This window comes from Paraburkholderia sacchari, assembly GCF_000785435.2.
In the GTDB taxonomy this organism is placed as follows: Bacteria; Pseudomonadota; Gammaproteobacteria; order Burkholderiales; family Burkholderiaceae; genus Paraburkholderia; species Paraburkholderia sacchari.
In genome coordinates this window covers 115,311-137,341 of the sequence record NZ_JTDB02000006.1, presented here as the reverse complement: position 1 = coordinate 137,341, position 22,031 = coordinate 115,311, and the positions used below count along the sequence as shown (strand labels likewise).

Here is a 22,031-nt window from a genome sequence, read left to right as displayed (position 1 = left end):
GGACGAACGTGCAGATCCAGGATAACGATCTCAAGCTGCTGCGCATCTTCGCGACGATTGCGCAGTGTGGCGGCTTTTCCGCCGCGCAATCGGTGCTCAATATCAGCGCATCGGGCATCAGCGAATACATGGCGCAACTCGAGGCACGGCTCGGCGTGCGCCTGTGCGAGCGAGGCCGCGGCGGATTCCGGTTGACGGACGACGGCGCGAGCCTGTACGAAGCCACCCAGCGGCTGCTCGGTGCGGTCGAAACCTTTCATATGGAAGCCGGCGCAGTGCGCCATCGCCTGCAAGGCGTGCTGCGCTTCGGGCTGATCGAGGCGACGCTGACCGACCTGTGCTCGCCGCTTCTGCCCGCGATTCGGACGTTCGGGCAGGCGGCGCCGGACGTGCGCCTCGACCTGCATATCGAGGCGCCATCGAGCATGGTGCAGCACGTGCTCGACGGGCGGCTGCATCTTGCCGTAGGCCCGTTCCCGACGCGCACGCCCGGCATTGCATATACATCGCTCTACCGCGAAGAGCAGGGACTATATTGCGCGACGGCGCATCCGCTGAGTGAACGGGCGAACCAGCAGGTTCCCGCGTGCGAATTGAGCGGCTGCCGCCTCGCGGCCCGTTCGTATCTCGCCGAACAGGAGCTATCGCTGCTGCATATGTCGAAGGCGGCAGCGACCGTCGACAACGTCGAAGGCCGTGCAATGCTGATCCTCTCGGGTAACCATATCGGCTTCCTGCCGCCGCATTATGCAAAGCCATGGGTGGATCGCGGCCTGATATGCCGGATCGACCCCGACCAATACGCAACGCATCTCGACTTCGACATCATCACGCGCAACAACGCCGAATCGACACGCGTCGTGCAGGCGTTCCGGGAACACCTGCTCGCCGCGGCGGCGCACTCGCTGGCGGCCTCGAAACCCTAGCGTGCAGCGCAGCGGCGCAGCTTGCGCTGATGCATCACACGGCCGAGGGTGTTGAGCAGCAGTTGCGCCGCGAGGATCGACGTGCAGCCCGAGTGATCGTAATCGGGCGCGACCTCGACGAGATCGATGCCTACTACCTCGCCCTGTGCCGCGAGTCCGGCGAACAGTTCGAGGCCTTCGTAATAGAGCAGCCCGCCGTGGCTCGGGGTCCCCGTGCCAGGCGCGATCGAGGGATCGAAACCGTCGATGTCGATGGTCAGATAGTAGCGGACCCCTTTGGGGATCCGGTCGAGTACGCCCTGTATGCCGAGCCGGCGCAGATCGCGCACCGAAATGATGTCGGAGCCCATCTCGCGCGCCTGCGCATAGCCTTCTCGCGCCGTTGACGACACGTTGCGGATGCCGATCTGGGTCATGCCGGTGACAACGCTCTTTTCCGCCGCGCGGCGCAGCGGATTGCCGTGCCCATGGCGCACGCCATGGCGCTCATCCACGAAGTCGAGGTGGGCGTCGATATGGACGATGTGAAACGGCTCCTGCCCTTCGAATGCGTTGACGCACGGAATATTGATCGAATGATCGCCGCCCATCACGACGGGCAGTGCGCCTGCGGCAAGGATTTTGCGCACGCCGTACTCGATATTCGCATGACTCTTTTCCGTATTCGTGTGGACCATGTCGGCATCGCCGATATCGACAATGCGCACTTCGTCCGCTGGCAGATAGACGACGTCGTCCTCGAAATCGTAGGCGCCTCCATGTCCAAAAGAGAACAGGGTCGACGCTTCGCGGATCGAACGCGGACCAAAGCGCGCTCCCGCTCGCCACTGGGTGCCGCAATCGAACGGCGCGCCCATGACGGCGATATCGGCATCGATTTTGTCCCAGTCAAGGCACAGCGGTGATTTGGCAAACGTGCAAATGCCGACGAACGGCAGGTCGAGGCGACCTTTATCGTATGCGTTGTTGGACATATGGGCTCCGTGCGTGGAAGACGCGCCGCTGCGGCGCACCGGCGGCCGGGCTGGCCACGGCGCGGGCGGATCACGGTGATCACGCAACGAGTCTACGCAAGATGCCGGAAGGGAAAAATCCGAGGATCACGAAGCTTACTTCGTGAACGGGCAAAGTAACCAGCGCGGCGCGCGCCCGAGGCGGCGCGGCAGGTATTTACGGCTTTGTCACGTTGGCGGTGAAGTAAGATGTTGGCATGAAGAAGAAATCGCTCTACCACGGCCACCGCTTTCCGGCAGCGCAGGCGGGCATTCCGGAACTGGCTGGTGTGAAGCACGTGTTCGTGAAAGCCGCGGCACGGCTCAGCAACCGGGCAGAGAACAGTCATCAACCCACGCGCCGGCGTGAAGGTGCCACGTCCGGCTTTCGTGATTCGAAGCGTACACGGACATTTCTCTCATCCTTCGGCTCGATCCGGCAACACTTCGCGTTGCCCAGACATGGGATGAACGCGGCGTGTCATCGCACCATACTCAAGGAATGCCTTGCCTCCTGGCATGGTTGGACTATTGATGCCAAAGCCAATTGCATTGATTAATAAGGATAACTGCTTTTTTTGACCACATAACCTGCGTACATCAACGTGACAAAGCAGGCGCATCGTTACGCTTGCTCCCGGATGATGTGCCCGAGGGCGCCTCTTCGCATTTGACTCGGCTGATCTGCGCACCGAACTCGTCGCGCACGTTCGGCGCCTCATGCATCGTCGCACCGCGCAAAGGTTTCGTTGCCACCGGCCCGCTATATGCAGCAGCAGGGGCTTTTCTAGTCAGTGGCAAACCCGGCGCGGAAGCGCTGCAATGAGTTCGCCAGGTCCAGATTCCCGCCGTTCCGACGGGGGGCGTCTGGCGACCGCATCAATGCGAAGCGGGATCACAATATGATTGGAGACGAAACGAAATTGAAATGGGGTGGCGCAGCCGCGCTTATCCCGTTCGCCAGTGCGGCGCACGCCCAATCGTCGGTCACGCTGTACGCGGTGATCGACTCCGGTTTGTTCTATCAGAGCGCAAACGCTGCAAATTTCCAGTCGAAAGTGAATCTCGGACATGTCTTCCAGCTCAAGGACGGTGGCATCTATTCCAGCATCTGGGGCTTGAAGGGTTCGGAGGACATCGGCGGCGGCTACAAGGTCAACTTCAAGTTGCAGGGCGCATTCAACAGCAGCAACGGCAGAACGGGGCTCGCTGACGCCTTGGGGGCCACTGCCGTATTCAACCAGCAGACGACGGGCATGTCAGGCCCGTTCGGCTCGATCGACGCGGGCCGCCAGATCGTGCCGGTGATCTACGCGATGGCTGACACTGACGTGCGCAGTGCGCAGTATTTCGGCTCCATCCTCACGGGGTGGCTCGGGCTGAATCAGGCGGCGGGGTGGCAGGGGTTCAGCACGAACGGCCCCGTGGGCGCGCTCTACGATGACAACGCGATCGTCTACCGGTCGCCAAAGTTCTACGGTGCATCGCTTGCGCTCGAGTATGCACCGGGCGGAACCCTAAGGCGGCACGCGCGAATCGGCTGTGCTGCAGTATTCGAACTATGGCCTGAACCTCGCCGCGGTGTACTACAACGGGCACGACACCAGTCCGTTCACGCAGACCGGCCCCTCGATCATCATTACGGCGCCTTCAACAGGCCTGAACAACAACCAGTTCTACTACGTGGGCGCGCAATACACGTTCCACGACTTCTCCGTCTCGTCCTCGTACAGCCGGGGCGCAATCCCGCGAATAAAAGCGGGCCCAGGGGCTTTACACTGGAGATGTTCTCCGGAGGTCTCCGCTACAAGTTCAGTCCGGCCTTCAAGGTCGCAAAACCCCGATGGCAGGCTTGGCGCTTTTAGCGGCTCAGTTCCATTTTGTTCCGCCACTCAGCAGGGGTAGATCTGGGGGTATCCGTACACCGCCACATTGCCAATCCTTTACTGGGTAGGCCTGAGCGCCCACGATGAGAGTCCGACCCGGGCCAAGGCGTGTATCGATACGAGTGAGAAGGGATTCCTCTGCTCTCACGACGACAGCTCCCCGATCACGGCTCGCGTGTGGTGCGTGATCGCGAGCTACAACCGCCCTCGCTTCATAGAGGCCCGCACCGCTGGGTGATCACAACTGACGAGCGTCCCGGCTAGAGGTTGCCGGGCGGGCTTGCACCCGCTGGAACGCGCCACCTTTTCACGGCGCGCACCCGCGCGGCCGTTCCCCGTTGCAACCGGCCATAGCCCTCGCGTTGCATCGAAAGGCAGTTGTGGGTCGTCAAGACCCCTTCGGCGGCGCTGAGAGCCGCCATTCGTCGAAGCCGGTTTGCGAGTGTCCGCAAAGGTATATGCAGCTGGAGCACACAGTTAACTTGCACGCATCCCAAGCGCCTGTTGTGTGTGTCGAACTCTATTGTTGCTTCACAACGCAATAGTTGCGCGGGCATTAGGCAAACGGGCCGCGAGACCCGACCGGACCCATCACACCCCCTCACGCCACCGTCTTCTGCGTTTCCCGACTACTGCTCGAGTCCGAATGGAACACACGTTTCGTGGCGCGCTTGGTGCCTTCCCAGCCTTCGCGCGTGGCGTGCTTGGTACCCTCCCAACCCTCGCGCGAAACATGCGCGATACCGTGGCCGACCGTTTTCGCCGCATCCGCCGTAGCATGACCAAAATCGCGCGCAGCGTGACCAGTCTTCACCGCAGCCTCTTTCGAGTCCTGCTTGATGTTTTCCTTCACTTCATGGAGATCGGCGTAGGCCGCCGAGCTCGCCATGCCGGCCAGCAGCGCGGCCAGAACGAATTGGCGTGTTTTCACGTGGGTTCTCCCTTGAAACGGTTTTCGGTGGTCCGGCCAAGTGCCCCGGACGCGTCGAGCATCACGGCTGCGCGTCCGCCAAGCAGGACCTCTTCGCCGCAGCGAATCGTGAAGCCGTAGAGGACGTTGTTGCCGTCCCCGCCGATGCGCTCGGCTTCCACGGTGAGCGGCGCGTCGAACGTGTCGAGGCGCGCGACATGGGCATCCACGCCGCGCACGCTGGCAAGATAGCCCACGCGCGGGCGGGCCGCGTCGTCCTGCGAACCGGCAAGCGCGCCATGCACGGCCATCGCCTGCGCCGCATATTCGATGCCGCACACCGAAGCGAGGCGGCCCTGCGAGCGCAGCGGATTGTGCGCGTCGCGGTGGCTCGTAGCCGTGCAGCGAATATGCGTCTCGTCCCAAGCGTCGACGCTATCGAGCAGACACATCGCGCCGCTGTGCGGAATATGCGCGGCGATCCACGCGCGGTCGAGCGGCGGGCGCAGCGCAACGTCTTGTACGTCTTGCTTCATCGCGGCCCCTCCACACGCGTTGCCGGCGACGGCGTTACATCGATGCGCATGCGCGTGTCGGGCAGATAATCGATCACCACGCTCTCCGCGCGTCCCGTAGCAATCGCTTCGAGTAGCGGCAGGGCGCGCGCGGCGGGATTCTCCACGCGCAGGGCTTCGAGTTCGGGGGAGGCGAGCTTTGTCGCTGGCGCGTCGGTCAGCTTCGCCTCGATGCGCGCCAACCCGTTGGCAGGAGCGTATTCGGCCAGCGGCGCGAGCACGAACGCCACGCCGAAGCCATCGTCGATCGGGCGCACCGCGTGCAGCGGCTCCGGGTAGGCGCTCTCGTAAGCGATCAGCAGGCTGGGCACGCCATCGACGACGATCTGGCACAGGCTCTCCAGCAACCCTGCCGCAAAGCTGCCATCGTGCGCGCACAGCACGTTCGACGCGGCCCGCGAGCGCGCCGCGATGCTCCAGTAGCCCGCCGCCGCGTTGTGCACCGAGTTGTGAAAGCGCGTGGGCGAGAGATGGCGGTCGTCGCTCGAAAGCATTGCGCAGATGGCGTGGCAGTTCTCGCCGTCGGCGCTCGATGCGGCGAATACGGTCGCGAGCGTCGTGCCGTCGCGGCCGCTCGCGGCCAGGGCTTCGTGGCCCGCGGCGAGCGCGATTCGCACGATCGGCCCGGTGCGGCGCCGCTCGGCGGCGGGCAGGCCTTCGGGCGCGGGCGGCGCGGTGCGCGCATTCGTCCACGGCGCGCGGCCCGCGAGCACATCGGCGGCGTGCGGCCAGTTGGCTAGGCCTGGCCCGATCAGGCCAATGCTTTCGATGGAAGCGCGCAGTTTCATGACGGGTTTACGCTCGCGGTTCGTGCGGTTCGTGCCGATCGCTCGGCAAGCGGTCGGCGCGGCCAAAAATCAGGCTGCAATTCGTGCCGCCGAAGCCGAACGAATTGCTCAGGACCGCGTAAAGATCGGCGTCGCGGCTTTGCAGCACATAGTCGAGTCGGTGCGCGCCATCGTCCGCGAAACCCAGCGCCGGATCGGGCTGCGTCGTGTTCACGCCCGCGGGCACGAAGCGGTGGCGCAGCGCGAGCCCGGCGATCACCGCTTCCAGCGCGCCCGCCGCGCCGAGCGTGTGGCCAGTCGCGCCCTTGGTCGAACTGCATGGCGTGCCGTCGAAGAGGGCGCGCACGGCGAGGCTCTCGGCGGCGTCGTTGCTCGGCGTCGCGGTGCCGTGCAGGTTGATGTAGCCGATTTCATGCGGCGCGATGCCGGCCGTCGCGAGCGCCTGCTCGATGGCCGCGCGCGCGCCCAGTCCTTCCGGGTGCGGCGACGACATATGATGCGCGTCGCTCGATTCGCCCACGCCTAGCAGCAGCACGGCGTCGCTGTCGAGCGCGCCGCGATCCTCGGGCATGCGCTCGATGAAGGCGAACGCCGCCGCTTCGCCAATCGAGATGCCGTTGCGCGCCACGTCGAATGGGCGGCACGGCTGGCGCGAAAGCAGTTCGAGCGAGTTGAAGCCGTACAGCGTGGTGAGGCACAGCGAGTCGACGCCGCCCACGACAGCAGCGTCGATGAGTCCGGCGTCGATCATGCGCCGCGCGGTGCCGAACACCTTCGCGCCCGACGAGCACGCCGACGAGATTGCCGTGGCCGGCCCGCGCAGCGCGAAATATGCGCGCACGAATGCGGCCACGGAATAGGCGTTGTGCGTTTGCGCGTAGCGGAACCCAGCGGGCAGCGCACCCGTTTGCGGGTCGCGCTTGACGTACGCGTGCTCGGTTTCGAGAATACCGCTCGTGCTCGTGCCCATGAACACGCCGACGCGATCCGCGCCATACCGCGCGGCCGCCGCTTCGACGTGCGCGGCGAAGCCGTCCTGCACGAGGCCGAGTTGCGCGAGCCGGTTGTTGCGGCACGCGTAGTCGGCAAGATCGGCGCGCATCGGCACGGCGTCGACGCCCTCGACTGCGCCTATCCACGTATCGAGCTCCGCGCGCTCGAAATCGCACGGCGCGAGGCCGCCGCGCTGGCGGCGCAGGGCGTCGAGCGTCGCGTCGAGCCCGCGCCCGAGGCAGCTGGTGGCGGTGAAGTGCGAGAGCAGAAGTGGTTTCACGAAGGTCGAATCCGGTGGCTGAAGCGCGGGGCTCGGTCGGGAGCCCGTTCGGGTATTGACTGTTATCAAATTTTATCAAATGGGGGGTGGCCAGCACCGTTTCGGCCGGGGAGCCCGGCTGGCGGGCGGGCGCGTTCGGCTTGGCGGGAGTCGGTTGCCGCTGGGCCCGCTGCTGTGCCTGGCGTTGCCGGGGCGAGGGAGAGGGCGTCGCGCAGCGTCGTCCAGCGCAACTGCGCATTCGCGGCGGCGCGCAGCACCTCGGGCAGCGCGTCGAGCACCACTGGTTTGCCGCCCGGGCCGCGCGCCGCGTGGCCGTCATGCAGCAGCAGGATGTCGCGCGGCGCCAGGCCGTCCAGCAGACGCTGCGCGACCTTGTGGCCGTCGTGCTCGCGCGTGTCGAAGCCGCGCCGCGTCCAGCTCGCCAGTTGCAGGCCGAACTCGCACAGCACCGGTTCGAGAAACGGATTGCGCAGGCCCGCCGGGGCGCGGAAAAAGTACGGCCGCACGCCGCTGATCTCGGTGAGCGTGCGCTGCGCGGCTTCGATCTCGCGCCGCAGCGCGCTCGGCCCGGAGACAGAGAAGTTGTGCCGGTGCCGCTGGCTGTGGTTCTCGACGGCGTGGCCGCGCGCCACGATCTCCTCCACGCAGCGCGGGTGCCGTCGCGCCAGATCGCCGATGCAGAAAAACGTCGCGCGCGCGCGGTGCTGGTCGAGCAGGTCGAGCACGCGCGGCGTGACTTCGGGGTCGGGGCCGTCGTCGATGGTGAGGGCGATGCGGCGGTCGTCGCTTCCATTCGGGGCCGGAGGCAGGCGCGTCCAGTTGGGGCCGAGCAGCGCGCTCCTCGGCCAGAGTCCCGCCGCCACCAGCGCAAGATGCGAGGCGACCACGCCGCCCACCGCCCATGGCCAGGTCGACGGCTGGGTCAGCAGCGCCGCCGCCGCGCCCGCGTGCAGCGCCGCCGTGCCCGTGATCAGCGGCGTGGGTCTCCAGCGGCGCGCCGCGCCCGGCTGTGGTGCGAGTGGCGAAGGCGTGTTCATGCGTGGTGTTTCTCGTGGCCCGGCAATGCCGTAGCGGAGGCGGGGCGGGTTTGCGGCGCAAGAATCGCGGCGAAGGCGAGCGCGAGCATCGCGCCGGGGCCAACCGTGAGGCCGAAGGTTTCGAGCAGCGGCACGCGCGAGAGCGCGAGCAGGCCGAAGCCCGCAACCGTCGCAAGATTGGCGACCAGCAGCGAAACGAGCGTCTGCGGCGTGATGTGCGGTCCGCTTGCCGGTTCATGCGCCGGTTCGTTCGACCCGCCGGCCTCGGGCTTGCAGAAGAACAGCGCATAGTTCGAGCCCACCGCCACGATCAGCAGCATTCCGACCAGATGGAGGATGGTCATCGGCACGCCCGCGAGCGCGAAGCCCGCGGCCACTACCAGCACCGCCGCGACGAGCGGCGCGAGCGCGCGTGCCGCGAGCAGCGGCGAGCGCAGCGCGATCGCCAGCAGCACGGCGATTGCCACGAAGCCCGCGAGCGAGAGGCGGATGTCCTCGTGGACGTAGTTCACGTAGAGGCGGTCGGCCTCGGCCTTGAGGTCGACGAACAGCGCGCCGGGCACGCCCGCGCGCGCGACGGCGGCGCTGATCGGCGCTGTGTCGAGGCTCGATCCGCTCGCGCGCGCCGCCGCACCCTCGGGCGCGCGCAGTGCGAGCATTGCGCTCCAGCGGCCTTCGCGCTCGGTCAACAAGGCATCGACGGCCAGCGCCATCGAGGTGCCGCGCAGGTCCGCGCGCGTGATCAAGGGCGCGTGGCGCGCGGCATCGGCGTCGGCGAGGAATGGCGCGAACACCTCGGGCTTGATATCGACCGGCTGATTCGCGACGGCCTCGCGCATGCGCGCGGCGAGCGTGGCCGCATCGGGCAGGCTCGCGAGGCGCGCGCGCTGCGCGGCGTCGCTCGGCAGATAGCGCGCCGGGCTTTCGAAGCCCGCGAGCACGCCCCGGTCGACGAGCGGCTGAAGTTGCGCGCCGATCTTCTCCGCGCCTTCGAGCGCGGCCTGCTCGCTCGCGGCGGGAATCTCCACCAGATAGCGCACGTCGGGCGCGCCCACGTCGGCGCGCAACCGCGCGTCGAGCGCCTGGCTCGCCGCCGGGACCGGGCTCAGCGAGGCCAGTTCGCGGCTCCACAGATCGCCGCGATGCACCGCGAGCACCGCGACCGCGGCCAGCGTCAGCGCCAGCAGCGGCCAGCGCAGGCGCGGCGCGGCCTGTGCGGCCGAGGCGAGCCAGCCGCCGACGCGCGAGACGTCGCGAATCGTCACGGCGCCGCCTTGCAGGCGCGGCAGCACGAAGCGCGTGACGAGCGCCGCCGTCACGAGACCCGCGATCGAATACGCGCCCAGTTGCACGAGGCCCGGAAAGCCCGAGAACAGCATCGATGCGAATCCGCACACCGAGGTCAGCACGCCAAGCCGGATCGTCGGCCAGTAAGCGGCGACCCAGGCGCGCAGCGTGTCGTGCGGGCGCGAGCGCGGGTCTGAACGTGTCTCGGCCGACTGCACGAACAGATAGATCGAATAGTCGACGGCCTCGCCAATCAGCGTCGTGCCGAAACCGAGCGTGAGCCCCTGGACCGTGCCGAACGCAAGGCTCACCGCCGCGATGCCCGCAGCCACGCCCGAGAGCACGGGCACGAGGCCGAGCGCGAGCGTGCGCGGCGAGCGGTAGAGCGTGAGCAGCAGCGCGACGATCAACACGAAGCTCAAGGCCGAGATGCGCTGGACGTCGTGGCGGATCGCGTCGCGCGTATCCACCGAGAACACGCCGGGGCCGGTCATTTCCAGCCGGTAGGTGGAAGCAGCGGAAGCGGCGGAGGTTTTCGGCAGCGCGCGCGTGGCTGCGTCGAACGCGCTGCGAATGGCGTCGATGGCGCTGGCCTGAGCGTCGGTATTGGAACCTGCGGCGGCGGTCTGCGCGACCAGCACGGCGCGCGTGCCGTCGCGCGAGGCCCACACGCCGTCGCGGCTCGCGGGCTGCGCGGCGCTATCGAGTTCGCCGACGAGCGCGGCGACTTCGCCGGTCGGGTCGTGCGGCAGCAAATCCTTGGCGACGAGGCCCGCCGACGAGCTCAGCAAGTCGAGGCTTTCGCCGAGCGCCGCATGCAGGCCCTCGGCCGTGAAGCGCTGCGGCCTGACCGCCGGGCTCAGCGCGTAGCGGTGCGCGAACACGAATTGCTGATCGCGCGCGTCGTTCACGGCCTCTCCGTTGTGGACCGCCGCGAAGCGCGGGTCGGCGCGCAGCTGGGCCGCGACTTGCCGGGAGAGCTGCGCGCGCGCGGCTGTATCGGCGCTGTTGTTGCGATCGTGAGGATCGCCCCCGGCGATGGAGACGAGAATCAGCCGCGAGACCACGCCGTCGCGCAACTGATCGACGAGCACGCGCTGGCCAGCGCTCGGCGAGCGCGGCAGGAACGCGGAAAGGTCGGTGCTGAAATGGGTGCGCGCGATGGTCCCCGCACACGCGATGAGAAACAGCAGCCACACGAGCACGGCGTGGCGCTGCAGCACCTGCGCGAGCGCGCGCAAGCCTCGGGCGTGCTGCGTAGGCGAGGTTGGCGGGGTGCGATCGTCCATGAGCGCGGCTACCTGCTTATCTGTGTGTCGGGCTCAATTCGCTGCCGATGCGGGCAGCGGGCGCAGGCGCATCAGCGAATGATCGCCGCCCGCCTGCTGGATCGCCACGCTGAGCAGCGCGTCGCCGGTGCCTTCGAGCGTGATCGCGCTCACCGCCTTGAGCATGCGCGAATCGCGTGGCGTGAGCGTGAGCGTCCAGTTTTCGCCGCTGCCGGTGAGCGCAACCTGATACGTCTGCTCGAGCACGGGCCGGTTGCCCGTGAGCGTGGCGCGGATGCTCTCGATGAACGCGCCCAGCTCCGGATAGCGCGCGAGCGCGAGCGTGTACTTGTGCTGGTTGCGCTCGACGGTGAGCATGTCGCCGTCCACCACGAGATGCTCGGGCTTGGGCACGAGCGTGTTCTTCTCCAGGTGGTCGGGCGCGACGAACACCAGTTCTCCTGACGATTCGATGGGCTGCGAGGCGATCGCGAGGTACTTGGTTTCCGTGAACGCGGCGCGGCCCGACTTGTGCTGCGCGAGCGCGGACATGAGGCGGTCGAGCGTCCAGGCGGTGGTGTCGGCCGTTTGTCGTGACTGTGCTGCCTGTGTTGCCTGTGTTGCTTGTGCCGCGAGCGAAGGCGCGACAGGCGCGAACGTAAGCGCGGTCACGGCGCCTGCGCTCATTGCGCACGCAACGATGCGGCGCGCAAGCCGCTGGCCGATGAACGGGCGGGAGAAACGGCGGATGGCGCTCATGCGTCGGAAGTCTCCCGGGCGGCAAGGCCCGCGTGCGCCGCCGCGCTGCGCGCGCGAGCGGTGTCGGCGCGGTTCGTCGCATAGGCGTTTCTGGCGACGCGCGCGGCAATGTCCGCGTGCGCCGGCGCTGCATTTGTGGATTTTGCCGCTTGGGCTGCCGGCGCGGGTTGGGCCGTCTGCGGCTGCTTCGCGGCCTGGTCCGCTTGCGCGGTCTGCCAGAAGTCGAAGTAGTTGAACCAGTTATAGGGCGCCGCGCGGCAATGCCTGTCGAGCAGCGCGACGTAGCGCACGAGCGCCGCATCGACGGCGGCCCGGCGCGCCTCGCGCGGCGTATCGGTGAAGTCGGCGACCAGCTCGAAATGCACGTCGTAGCGGTTGCCGCCGCGATACAAGCCCGTCATGAAGATCACCGGACGTTTGAGCATCGCGGCCATGTAGAGCGGCCCGAGCGGAAACGCGGCGGGCTCGCCGAGAAAGGCCATGCGGCGCATCGAGCTGGTGGCGTCGGCGAGCAGCGTGCGGTCGGCGAGCATGCCCACGAGGCAGTTCCGGTCGAGCCGCTCGTTCACCTGCAGCATCGAATCGACCTGCCCGAGCGCGATCACCTCGGGCTGCGCGGCCGGGTTCACGGCGCCGATCGTCGCGTTGATCTTGCGTGCGTTCTCGTCGAACATCGTCACGACCACGCGCATGCCGGGCCGCGTGCGGCCCAGCGCGCGCACCACCTCGAAGCTGCCGAGGTGGCCGCCCATCAGGAACGCGCCGCGTCCCTTCGCGAGCGCGGCGTCGACGAGTGTGTGCCCCTGAGGGCGAATGTCGAACAGATCGAAGCGATTGTTGATCAGATAGATGCGGTCGTGGATCGTCGTCGCGAAGGTGAACACGTGCTGGTAGATGTCGCTCCAGCGGGCGGGACGGCCTAGCGCGCGGCGCAGGTAGTCGCGCGAGGCGGCGCGTGCGCGCGGCGAGAACAGCACGTAATAGACGGCGATCAGATGCAGCAGGCCGCGCGCGGCGGTGCGGCCGAGGCGCAGCGAAAGCCAGGTCATGGCGCGCAGCAGCAGCGCGCTGCCGCGCTCCTGGCGTTGGGCCCAGTCGGTGCGCCTGGTCATGGTTGAACCCCTTCCTGCGAGCGTGCGCGCGCGGCGCATGCCGGGGAGGCGGCCGTCATGGCAACGGGGGATTGCTCGGCGGACAGCGTGCCGCTTGCTACGTCGCGCTGGCCCGCGCGCACGGTGAAACGGATCGCGCCGCTGGCCGCTGCGTCGAAGTCGAGATCGAGCGCCTCGCCGGGCCGGGCCGGGCTCAGGAACTTCGCGGCGCTCAGGCGCCACGCTTGCATCGGGCGGTTCAGGGCCGCGCCGATGGCGTCGATGGCCTGGTCGAGCAGCACGACGCCAGGCACGATCGGATGGCCGGGGAAGTGGCCCGGCAGCGCGGGGTGATCGGCCGGAATCGTGAAGGAGCGCGCGGATGCGGTGCTGCTTGTGCAAGTGGCGCGGCTAGTCTGTGCTGCCGCTGCCGCTGCCGCCGTTTCGCGCGCATGCTGTGCGACCAGCGCGGCGAGCCCATCGTGCGGAAGCTTGCCGGTTTCGTTGCGTGGCAGCGACTCGACGAACACGAGCGGGCGCGGCATGAACGCGGCGTCGATGCGCTCGCGCAGCGCGCGTTGCAAGCTGGCGGCCGTGAGCGTGGGTGCGGCCACCAGCGCGACGAGGCGCGTGACCGCGCCTGTGCCTTCGCGATCCGTGTTCTCGCTCGCATCGGCATTGTCGAGCACGGCAGCGTCCGGCATCAAGAACACCCCGTCGACCACGCCGGGGATCGCGTTGAGCTGATGATTCAGGTACGCGAGCGAAGTCCGCTTGCCCGCGATGTTGATAAGGTCGGCCTTGCGACCATGCAGCAGGAAGTGCCGCTCGTCGAGTAGTTCGAGCGCATCTCCCATCGGCATGGGCTCTTCCACGTGAGCGCCCGAGACCCAGAACGTCGGCCCTTCGTCGCGGTCGTCACGGTCGTCGCTTGCAGCCGCGCGCGCCTCCAGGCGGATGTGCGGCATCAGTTCCCATGTCGCGCCCTGCGCGGTGCGTCGCGTGGCGATCTGGCCCGTCTCCGTGCTGCCGTAGATCTCCACGAGCGGCGCGTGCAGGCGCGCCTCGGCCTCGCGGGCGAGCTTTTCGGCGAGCGGGGCGGTGGCGCAGAGCACCAGCGCCGTTTCCGGCAGCGCGGCGTCGGTCGCGAGCAGCGCGCGCAGGTGGATGGGCGAGGTCGCGAGCACGCGAGGCTGCGGCACGGCCTCCAGTTCGGCGCGGATATCGAGCGGATAGAACGGCTGGCGGTTGCTGAACGCAAGGCCGCCGATCAGCGCGAGCAGCACGGTCGATTCGAAGCCGAACATATGCTGCGGCGGCACCGTGCCCACCACGGTATGCGTGGCGGCGTCCGGCTCGGGCAATCCGAGGCGTTTGGCCGAAGCGCGCACGTTGGCCACCAGCGAGCCCCAAGTCTTGCGATGCGGCACTGGCGCACCGGTCGAGCCCGAGGTGAAGATGTACGCCATGATGCGCGACGCGTCGATCTGCGGCACGTCGAACGGGGCGTCGTCCTGCGCGTCGTCGCTCAAGCTGGCGTTGGAGACAGCCGCCGCAGCTTCGGGGTAGCGAAAGCGCGGCAGGTCGATGGAGCAATCGGCGGCGTCGTGCAGGCAGAACGCGTCGGGCGCGAACGCGGCGAGCTGGCGGACCATCTCCGGCGTCTGCGTGGAGGGCAGCAGGCTGATGCGACCCGCGACCAGCGCCGCGCACAGGCTCACGGCGAAGCGGTAGCGGTCGCGGCAGACGTTGAACACGTGTGCGCCCGGCGGCAGCGCAGCGGCCACCCGCGCAACCTCGGCGAGGAACGCGCGCACCGTGACCGGAGAGCCATCGCGCCAGGCAATGACCTGGCGGGGCGAAGCGTGAAAAACGAGCGGATGAGTCGACATAACTTCAGTTGAACCGGAAACAGGGGGCGGCGCTGCTGCGCGCCGCTGGTCGCGCGCGGAATCACTCATGGCAAGGGTGGACCGTCTGGCCCGCGTGACCTTGCGCCGACGATTGCCGGTACGCGCGAATCGCATCGAGCATGCGGGCCGACGGCTCGCCACGCAGCACAAAGCGGCGGCACGCGTGCTCGGCGACGAACATCGCCCCCACCAGCGGCAACGCCAGGTAATTGGCGAAGGTCGCCCAGGCGACGATCGGCGCGGCGGCGAACAGCAGCGTCGAAACCGCGGCAATGGCGACGAAGAACACCGTCCACGCGACCGTGATCTGCCGTGTGTAGCGCGCGACGGCCGGCGTGAGCGAGCCGTGAATCATCGTCGCGAACTGCGTGCAAAGCGGCACGCGCGCGTTGACGAGCGTGCGGCCGAACACCAGCGCCATCCCAAAATTGAAGCTCACCTGCTCGATGTACAGGCCCCATTCGAAGTGGCGCGCAAGCGGCATGCGTGCGGCCCACAACGCGGCGGCCGCGAGCGCCCAGACCGGCAGCAGCCAGCCCCGGCGCGGCGAACGGGCTGCCGCAACCAGCGCGATGGCCAGTGGCGGCACCAGCGCCATGGCGAGCCCGAAACCGTGCTCGCCGGGCGTTGCTACTGCGTGATGGGCCAGGATCTGGTACGCGACCACCGCCCCAACCGCGAGCGCCGCGCGAGCGAAGCCTGCGAACGTGCTCATCGCGCTCCTCCGGGCGGGCGCTGCCGGCCATGAGCCTTGCGCGCGTGCTGTGCACGTTGCGCACTCCGCACGCCGGCCCCGCCGGCTGCCGCGAGGCAAACCGGCAATTTTACCGGAACAGGGTCCGGTGCACGGCGATGGCAACAGGGCGAGTGCGGCACGGCGAGTTCAGCTCCATGGGTTGAGAGGTGAGCAGCAGTTCTCGCATGACGGCAGGCGGGCGGTTGTTCAGGCACTTTGAGGCCCGCGCGCAACGTATACGTCATAGGAATAACTGACCGCACGAGTGCGGCACTTATATTTTAAGATGGCGACGGACCATCGCCGGAATGGCGCGCGGCCGGTTTGTAACCGTTTGTATGTCGTTGCGCGAGGCTGCGCGGGCCTTCGAACCAGGTGCGCCCAATGCGGCGCAAGCGTCTAGCGCGTTCGCGTCCCGAAATTGGCGCGCCGCGTGCCCGACCCCTTGTAACCTTTCGGCGATGCACACCGTATACGCCCCGATACCCATCGTCTAGAATCCGCGTAACTTTTACTAAACGAACCCCATAATCAGACAGGTGGGGCAGCGGGCAGGCGCCGGGAGGGACGGCGGGGAGCACGTGCGATGCGTGCGCCGTGTCGCCCGGTTGCGCGCCGCCTGTGCGCCAACTGTCGGGCACGCATGATGAACGCACTGGAAAAAGAGCTTGCCGCGCTAATCGTCGGCGAACTGAATCTCGAGGACGTCTCGCTCGACGACGTGAGCGCCGACACCCCGCTTTATGGCGAGGGCTTCGGGCTCGACTCCATCGACATTCTGGAGATCGCGCTGCTGATCTCGAAGAAGTACGGCTTCGAACTGCGCTCCGACAATCCCGATAACGAAAAGATCTTCGCGACGCTGGGCGCGCTGGCCGCTTGCGTGGAAGCGAATCGCGTGCGCTGAGCGCGCTCGCTGCGGCTCGATGGGCAGCATCGCAGGCGAGTCATAAAATCTTGTCAGTATTTCGTTTCATGCAATCGCTCGCTTCCATGCCCACGCCGACTGTTTCGTCCACGCATCTCGTCCTGATCCCGAGCTACAACCCGGGTCCCAAGGTCGACGAGACCGTGCGCGCCGCGCGCGCGTGCTGGAACCCCGTGTGGGTGGTCGTCGACGGCAGCACCGATGGCAGCACCGAGCGTCTGCAGGCGATGGCGGCGAACGACCCGGGGTTGCGCGTGATGGTGCTGCCCACCAATTGCGGCAAGGGCGGCGCGGTGCTCGCGGGCATCGAGGCCGCGGCCGCGCGCGGCTTCACGCACGTGCTCACGCTGGACTCCGACGGCCAGCATCCGACCGACTTGATTCCGCGCTTCATGGCCGCCTCGCAGGCGCAACCCGATGCGATGGTGCTGGGCCGGCCCAAATTCGACGCGAGCGCGCCGTGGGTTCGCGTGCAGGGGCGACGCCTCTCGAACCTGTTCGCGGATATCGAAACGCTGTGGGCCGGCATTGGCGATTCGCTTTATGGCTTTCGCGTTTATCCGATCGAGCCGCTCAAGACGATCATGCTGCGCCATTCTTGGATGCGCCGTTTCGATTTCGATCCCGAAGCCGTTGTGCGCCTTTGCTGGGCCGGCGTGCAGCCTGTTCAGATCGAAGCGCCGGTGCGCTATTTCAAGGCGCACGAGGGCGGGGTTTCGCATTTCAATTACGCCCGCGACAACTTGTTGTTGACGGGGATGCATTTGCGGTTGTTGGGCGGGTTCGTCGTGCGGTTGCCGTTGCTGGCCGCGAGGCATGTGTTCGGGCGCGAAACGGTGTAGCGGGGATAGCTCGGGCGCTTCAGTCAGAGGCGTGTAAATTTTATTTAGTCATCCTTGTCGAATATGCGTACTCCCACCTGGTGAAATAAAGAAATTCTGAAGGATAATGCAATTTAAAATGATTAAATATTGATGGTAAAAATGAAGAAATTCTCCATTGATGATGAAGGAAACATCCTTCGCTATCTTGATTGTTACTCCGAAAATGAAGCATCCGCTCCGCTTTTTTATATCCACGGCCTGGGATGCGCTTCCAGCAGCGACTATCCACAGGTAGTCACCTCCGATTCGTACTCGAAGTGCAGATCATTTCTGATCGATCTCATGGGCTCGGGCTTCAGCGACAAACCACAGGACGGAAAATACACTTCCGATGCGCAGGCAACGATCGTGTCGAACTTCGTGGTCAGCCAGGGATTCTCATACTTGAGCCTGTTCGGCCACAGCGCCGGGGCATTCATTGCGCTGAAACTCGCACAGAAGCTGCCCGTTCCGGTGGGCACGCTTGTCCTGTGCCAGCCAGGACTGACCGACTACGGCATCGCCATGTTGTCCGACATCACCTCACAGACAGAAGAGCAATTCGTCAACGGTGGTTTTTCGCAATTGCTGGCGCAACTAAAAGCCCAGGGCGGCAACGATGCATGGCTGGGGCCATTTTCCGTGGCTTCGCCATATGCCATTTACCAATGGGCCCGATCGGCCATTGACGATAATTCGAGCAATTGGCTCGATGATCTGGCCACGCTGAACGCCGTAAAAGGCGTGATCCTCTCCGATACCGCAACGCGCGACGAGATTGCGAAATTCGAGCAGGCCGGCTGTACCGTTGAACTCGTAGCCAACGCCGAACATATGATTGCGTACGACAACCCCGACGGTCTGGCGTTGGCCATATCGAATCTTCTCAATCTCGGCAAATAAGCCGATTGCGTTTTCGCTAGGCGCTGCGCAATAGCGGCATTTCTGCTTCGAACGCAGCCAGCGTAACCGCCTCCCCAATCGCATCCCCCACGAGAATGATGGCCGGACTGCCAAGCCCGGCTTCCGTCGCCACAGCGGCGATGGTGGCGAGCGTTCCCGTCACGCGGCGCTCGTTCGCGCTGCCGGCCCATTGCACCACCGCAGCCGGCGTCTCGCTCGAAAGCGCTTGTGCGAGCGACGCGCACAGCGTTTCGATGCGGCTCATCCCCATATAGATCGCGAGCGTCATGCGCGTGGCGGCAAGCGCGCGCCAGTCCGGTTCGCTGTGGTCACGCAGGTGCGCCGTTACGAAAATCACGCCCTGGCAGTGATCGCGATGAGTCAGCGATACGCCGAGGCCAGCCGCTGCCGCAAACGCAGACGACACGCCATTAATTATTTCCACAGGAATCTGCGCCTGCCGCAGCGCCGCGAGCTCTTCGCCCGCGCGGCCGAACAGCAGCGCCTCACCGCCTTTCACGCGCACCACGTGAAGGCCCTTGCGTGCATAGCGCTGCATGAGACGCTCGATGAACGCCTGCGGCGTGGAACGGCAGCCGCCGCGCTTGCCGACCTTGATCACGCGCGCCTGCGGGGCGAGCGAGGCAATCTCGGGATTCACGAGATCGTCGAGCAGCACGACGTCCGCGCATGTGAGCGCTCGGGCCGCCTTGAGGGTCAGCAGGTCGAGGTCGCCGGGACCTGCGCTCAATAAAGTGACCTTGCCGGTCGGTTTCATGTTTGTCCTTTCACGTTGGTTCAGTCTGTTCGGCAAATGCCGCCATGCAAGTTCCAGACCAGCGCGCAATGTATCGATCGATGCCTGCCCTTTGCGGCCCCAAGCGGGCGCACACCGATTGACAAGCTGTGCGAATGCATCGCCGTGGCGCATCGAAGGCGCACAGCAAGCGTGCTGCATGGCACCAAACTTGTGCCGGACCGCGTAGCGGCGCACCGGCGTTCGTGTGAACAAGGTCCCGTGGAAATTTACCTGCGCCCCGCCGTATGGGCGTTCCTGGGGATTTCCAACGAATTGGCACGGTGCTTGCATAACGATCCGCGAACAGGATCAACGGCGATCCGGCGGCCGGCGATCCGGCTGCAATGCTGCAGCGTGGCAGTGCAAATCGATTCAATCTCAGGGCAACGGCGTCCCCCGAGTCTGGCTCTTCGCGATCTTCGCGAGCCGGATTCGCGGGACGCTTTTTTATTGAGCAGAGGCTACAGGCATGACGCAATCAACGCTCGCAGTGAACGGTCTGGACATCGTCGTCATCGGTCACGGCATGGTGGGCCATAAATTTCTGGAGTGCGTGCTCGCAGACGCCGCAGCGCGAAACGTGCAGAACGTGCGCGTGACGGTGCTGTGCGAAGAGCCACGTCCTGCATACGACCGTGTGCATCTTTCCGAATTCTTCGCCGGCAAGTCCGCCGAGGATCTCTCGCTCGTGAGCGGCGGATTCTTCGAGCGCGACGATGTTCGCCGCAGCGTGCGCCTCGTGCTCGACGCCAAGGCCGTCGCGATCGATCGCACGGCGCGCACCGTGAGCGTGTCCAACGGCGAAACGCTTTCGTATGACAAACTCGTGATCGCCACCGGCTCCTCGCCGTTCGTGCCGCCGATCGCGGGAAACAATCGTACGGACTGCTTTGTTTATCGCACCATCGAAGATCTCGAAGCGATGCGCTCGCGCGGCGCCAGCGCGAAGTCGGGCGTGGTGGTGGGCGGCGGTCTGCTCGGGCTCGAATGCGCGAAGGCCCTGCGCGATCTGGGCCTCGATACGCACGTGGTCGAATTCGCGCCGCGCCTGATGGCCGTGCAGGTCGACGAAGACGGCGGCCGCATGCTGCGCGGCAAGATCGAAGCGCTGGGCGTGAGCGTGCATACGCAGAAGAACACCACTGCAATCGTCGATGGCGAAAGCGCGGCCAACCGCATGGTGTTCGCCGACGGCACACATCTCGAAGCCGACATGATCGTGTTCTCGGCCGGCATTCGCCCGCGCGACGAGATCGCGCGCGCCTGCGGGCTCGAGGTGGGCGCGCGCGGCGGCATCATCATTGACGATGCTTGCCGGACGAGCGATCCCGACATCTATGCGATCGGCGAATGCGCGCTGTGGCAAGGCCAGATCTTCGGCCTCGTGGCGCCGGGCTACGACATGGCGCGTATCGTCGCGAAGACGCTCGTGGGCGAGGCGGGAAGCGCGTTCGAAGGCGCGGACCTGAGCACGAAACTCAAGTTGATGGGTGTGGATGTAGCGAGCATCGGCGACGCGCACGGCAAGACGCCGGGCAGCCGCTCGTACCGCTTCGCCGACGAGCGCCGCGAAGTCTACAAGAAGATCGTGGTGTCCGAATGCGGCAAGCATTTGCTCGGCGCGGTGATGGTGGGTGATGCAAGTGAATACGGCACGCTGCTGCAAATGATGCTCAACAGCATCGAACTGCCCGAGTCGCCCGAGTTCCTGATTCTCCCGCAAGCCGATGGCAAGGCCAAGCCCGCGCTGGGCGTGGAGGCGCTGCCTGCGGAGGCGCAGATCTGCTCGTGCAACAACGTCTCGAAGGCGCAGATCTGCGAGGCGGTGCGTGAAGGCGCGACGAGCATCGGCGCGATGAAGGCCGCGACCTGCGCGGGCGCGTCGTGCGGCGGCTGCGTGCCGCTCGTCACGCAGATCATGAAGTCGGAGATGCGGCGTCAGGGTGTGGCGGTCAACAATCACCTCTGCGAGCACTTCCCGTATTCGCGCCAGGAGCTATATCACCTCGTGCGCGTGGAGAACATCAAGACCTTCGGCGCGCTGCTCGCGAAGCACGGCCAAGGGCTCGGTTGCGATATCTGCAAGCCCGTGGTGGGCGGCATTCTGGCCTCGTGCTGGAACGAGTTCGTGCTCAAGAAGGAGCACGCGAGCCTGCAGGATTCGAACGACTACTACCTCGCCAATATCCAGCGCGACGGCACCTATTCGGTCGTGCCGCGCATGCCGGGCGGCGAGGTCACGCCCGAGGGCCTCATTGCCGTGGGTGTGGTGGCGAAGAAGTATGGCCTCTACACGAAGATCACGGGCGGCCAGCGCGTGGACCTGTTCGGCGCGCGTGTCGAGCAGCTGCCGTTCATCTGGGAGGAACTGATCGACGCGGGCTTCGAATCGGGGCATGCCTATGGCAAGGCCGTGCGCACTGTGAAGTCGTGCGTGGGCTCGACGTGGTGCCGCTATGGCGTGGGCGATTCGGTCGGCCTCGCGATTGAAGTGGAGAACCGCTACAAGGGTTTGCGCGCGCCGCACAAGATCAAGTTCGGCGTGTCGGGCTGCACGCGCGAATGCGCGGAGGCGCAGGGCAAGGACATCGGCATCATCGCCACGGAGCGCGGCTGGAATCTCTATGTGTGCGGCAACGGCGGCATGAAACCGCGTCACGCCGAACTGCTCGCCTCCGATCTCGACAAGGCTACGCTGATCCGCTACATCGACCGCTTCCTGATGTTCTACGTGCGCACGGCGGACCGACTGCAGCGTACGAGCGTGTGGCGCGACAACCTCGAAGGCGGCCTCGACTATTTGATCGACGTGGTCGTGAACGACAAGCTGGGCCTTGCTGCGGAGCTCGAAGCGGAGATGCAGCTCGTGGTGGATACCTACGAGTGCGAGTGGAAGAAAGCCGTGACCGATCCGCAAACGCGCAAGCGCTTCCGCCACTTCGTCAATAGCGACGCGGGCGACCAGCACGTGACCTTCGTCGAGGAGCGCGGCCAGATTCGCCCGGCCACGCCCGAGGAGCGCCAGCGCATTCCGGTGCTCGAGCAGCACGAGGCGCTTGCCGAAATTCCCGTTGTTATCGAAGCCGTTTGAGATTTA

16 protein-coding genes and 3 pseudogenes are annotated in these 22,031 nt (G+C 66.2%); 7 read left to right on the top strand and 12 right to left on the bottom strand.

Annotation, left to right across the window (positions count from 1 at the left end; all coding sequences use genetic code 11):
• Positions 1-8 precede the first annotated feature (8 nt).
• Positions 9-926 carry a LysR family transcriptional regulator gene (locus NH14_RS20995; protein ID WP_035529395.1) on the top strand — a complete coding sequence of 306 codons (918 nt, stop codon included), beginning with the start codon at positions 9-11 and terminating at the stop codon, positions 924-926.
• Here the strand turns inward: NH14_RS20995 and speB are convergent.
• Complete coding sequence (speB, locus tag NH14_RS20990; protein WP_035529397.1) at positions 923-1,900, bottom strand: agmatinase; 978 nt, start codon at positions 1,898-1,900, stop codon at positions 923-925. The genes NH14_RS20995 and speB overlap by 4 nt on opposite strands.
• Positions 1,901-2,169: 269 nt before the next feature.
• On the opposite strand from speB, the pseudogene NH14_RS20985 reads away from it, so the two are divergent.
• Positions 2,170-2,478, top strand: a pseudogene (locus NH14_RS20985) (IS6 family transposase); the annotation flags it as partial.
• A gap of 342 nt (positions 2,479-2,820) precedes the next feature.
• Positions 2,821-3,750 (top strand): annotated as a pseudogene (locus NH14_RS20980) (porin); the annotation flags it as partial.
• A gap of 655 nt (positions 3,751-4,405) precedes the next feature.
• On the opposite strand, the gene NH14_RS20975 reads toward NH14_RS20980, so the two are convergent.
• The 10 genes and pseudogenes from NH14_RS20975 to NH14_RS20930 form a co-directional block, all read right to left on the bottom strand.
• Positions 4,406-4,735, bottom strand: coding sequence for a hypothetical protein (locus NH14_RS20975; RefSeq protein WP_035529398.1), 330 nt, complete (start codon positions 4,733-4,735; stop codon positions 4,406-4,408).
• Complete coding sequence (locus tag NH14_RS20970; RefSeq protein WP_052148201.1) at positions 4,732-5,250, bottom strand: hotdog family protein; 519 nt, start codon at positions 5,248-5,250, stop codon at positions 4,732-4,734. The genes NH14_RS20975 and NH14_RS20970 overlap by 4 nt, the downstream gene beginning before the upstream one ends.
• Entirely contained in the window at positions 5,247-6,077 is an 831-nt protein-coding gene (locus NH14_RS20965; RefSeq protein WP_035529399.1) for a beta-ketoacyl synthase chain length factor, read from the bottom strand. Before NH14_RS20965 ends, NH14_RS20970 begins: the two co-directional genes overlap by 4 nt.
• 7 nt (positions 6,078-6,084) lie before the next feature.
• Positions 6,085-7,350, bottom strand: coding sequence for a beta-ketoacyl-[acyl-carrier-protein] synthase family protein (locus NH14_RS20960; protein WP_035529402.1), 1,266 nt, complete (start codon positions 7,348-7,350; stop codon positions 6,085-6,087).
• A 65-nt stretch (positions 7,351-7,415) separates the two neighbouring features.
• A complete protein-coding gene (locus NH14_RS20955) occupies positions 7,416-8,387 on the bottom strand; it encodes a polysaccharide deacetylase family protein (protein WP_035529404.1) in 972 nt (323 codons plus the stop codon).
• Complete coding sequence (locus NH14_RS20950; RefSeq protein WP_035529407.1) at positions 8,384-10,963, bottom strand: MMPL family transporter; 2,580 nt, start codon at positions 10,961-10,963, stop codon at positions 8,384-8,386. Before NH14_RS20950 ends, NH14_RS20955 begins: the two co-directional genes overlap by 4 nt.
• A gap of 33 nt (positions 10,964-10,996) precedes the next feature.
• On the bottom strand, positions 10,997-11,701 hold the full coding sequence (locus NH14_RS20945) for an outer membrane lipoprotein carrier protein LolA (protein WP_035529409.1): 705 nt from the start codon (positions 11,699-11,701) through the stop codon (positions 10,997-10,999).
• Between the two features lie 200 nt (positions 11,702-11,901).
• Positions 11,902-12,813 (bottom strand): annotated as a pseudogene (locus tag NH14_RS20940) (lysophospholipid acyltransferase family protein); the annotation flags it as partial.
• Complete coding sequence (locus NH14_RS20935) at positions 12,810-14,684, bottom strand: AMP-binding protein (RefSeq protein WP_084225657.1); 1,875 nt, start codon at positions 14,682-14,684, stop codon at positions 12,810-12,812. The pseudogene NH14_RS20940 and the gene NH14_RS20935, both read right to left, overlap by 4 nt.
• A gap of 61 nt (positions 14,685-14,745) precedes the next feature.
• Complete coding sequence (locus NH14_RS20930; protein WP_035529412.1) at positions 14,746-15,420, bottom strand: COG4648 family protein; 675 nt, start codon at positions 15,418-15,420, stop codon at positions 14,746-14,748.
• 667 nt (positions 15,421-16,087) lie between these two features.
• Here NH14_RS20930 and NH14_RS20925 point away from each other — a divergent pair.
• The 3 genes from NH14_RS20925 to NH14_RS20915 all read left to right on the top strand — a co-directional run bounded on the left by NH14_RS20925 (position 16,088) and on the right by NH14_RS20915 (position 18,135).
• Positions 16,088-16,348, top strand: a complete 261-nt coding sequence (locus NH14_RS20925; protein ID WP_035529598.1) for a phosphopantetheine-binding protein — start codon at positions 16,088-16,090, stop codon at positions 16,346-16,348.
• 86 nt (positions 16,349-16,434) lie between these two features.
• Positions 16,435-17,211, top strand: a complete 777-nt coding sequence (locus tag NH14_RS20920; protein ID WP_035529599.1) for a glycosyltransferase family 2 protein — start codon at positions 16,435-16,437, stop codon at positions 17,209-17,211.
• Positions 17,212-17,352: 141 nt separating this feature from the next.
• On the top strand, positions 17,353-18,135 hold the full coding sequence (locus NH14_RS20915) for an alpha/beta fold hydrolase (RefSeq protein ID WP_237179720.1): 783 nt from the start codon (positions 17,353-17,355) through the stop codon (positions 18,133-18,135).
• A 16-nt stretch (positions 18,136-18,151) separates the two neighbouring features.
• Here the strand turns inward: NH14_RS20915 and cobA are convergent, their stop codons facing one another.
• A complete protein-coding gene (gene cobA / locus NH14_RS20910; RefSeq protein ID WP_035529414.1) occupies positions 18,152-18,913 on the bottom strand; it encodes a uroporphyrinogen-III C-methyltransferase in 762 nt (253 codons plus the stop codon).
• Positions 18,914-19,433: 520 nt separating this feature from the next.
• Between cobA and nirB the strand changes: the two genes are divergently transcribed.
• Positions 19,434-22,025: a nitrite reductase large subunit NirB gene (gene nirB / locus NH14_RS20905; protein ID WP_035529601.1), complete on the top strand. Its 2,592-nt coding sequence runs from the start codon at positions 19,434-19,436 to the stop codon at positions 22,023-22,025.
• The last annotated feature ends 6 nt before the right edge of the window (positions 22,026-22,031 follow it).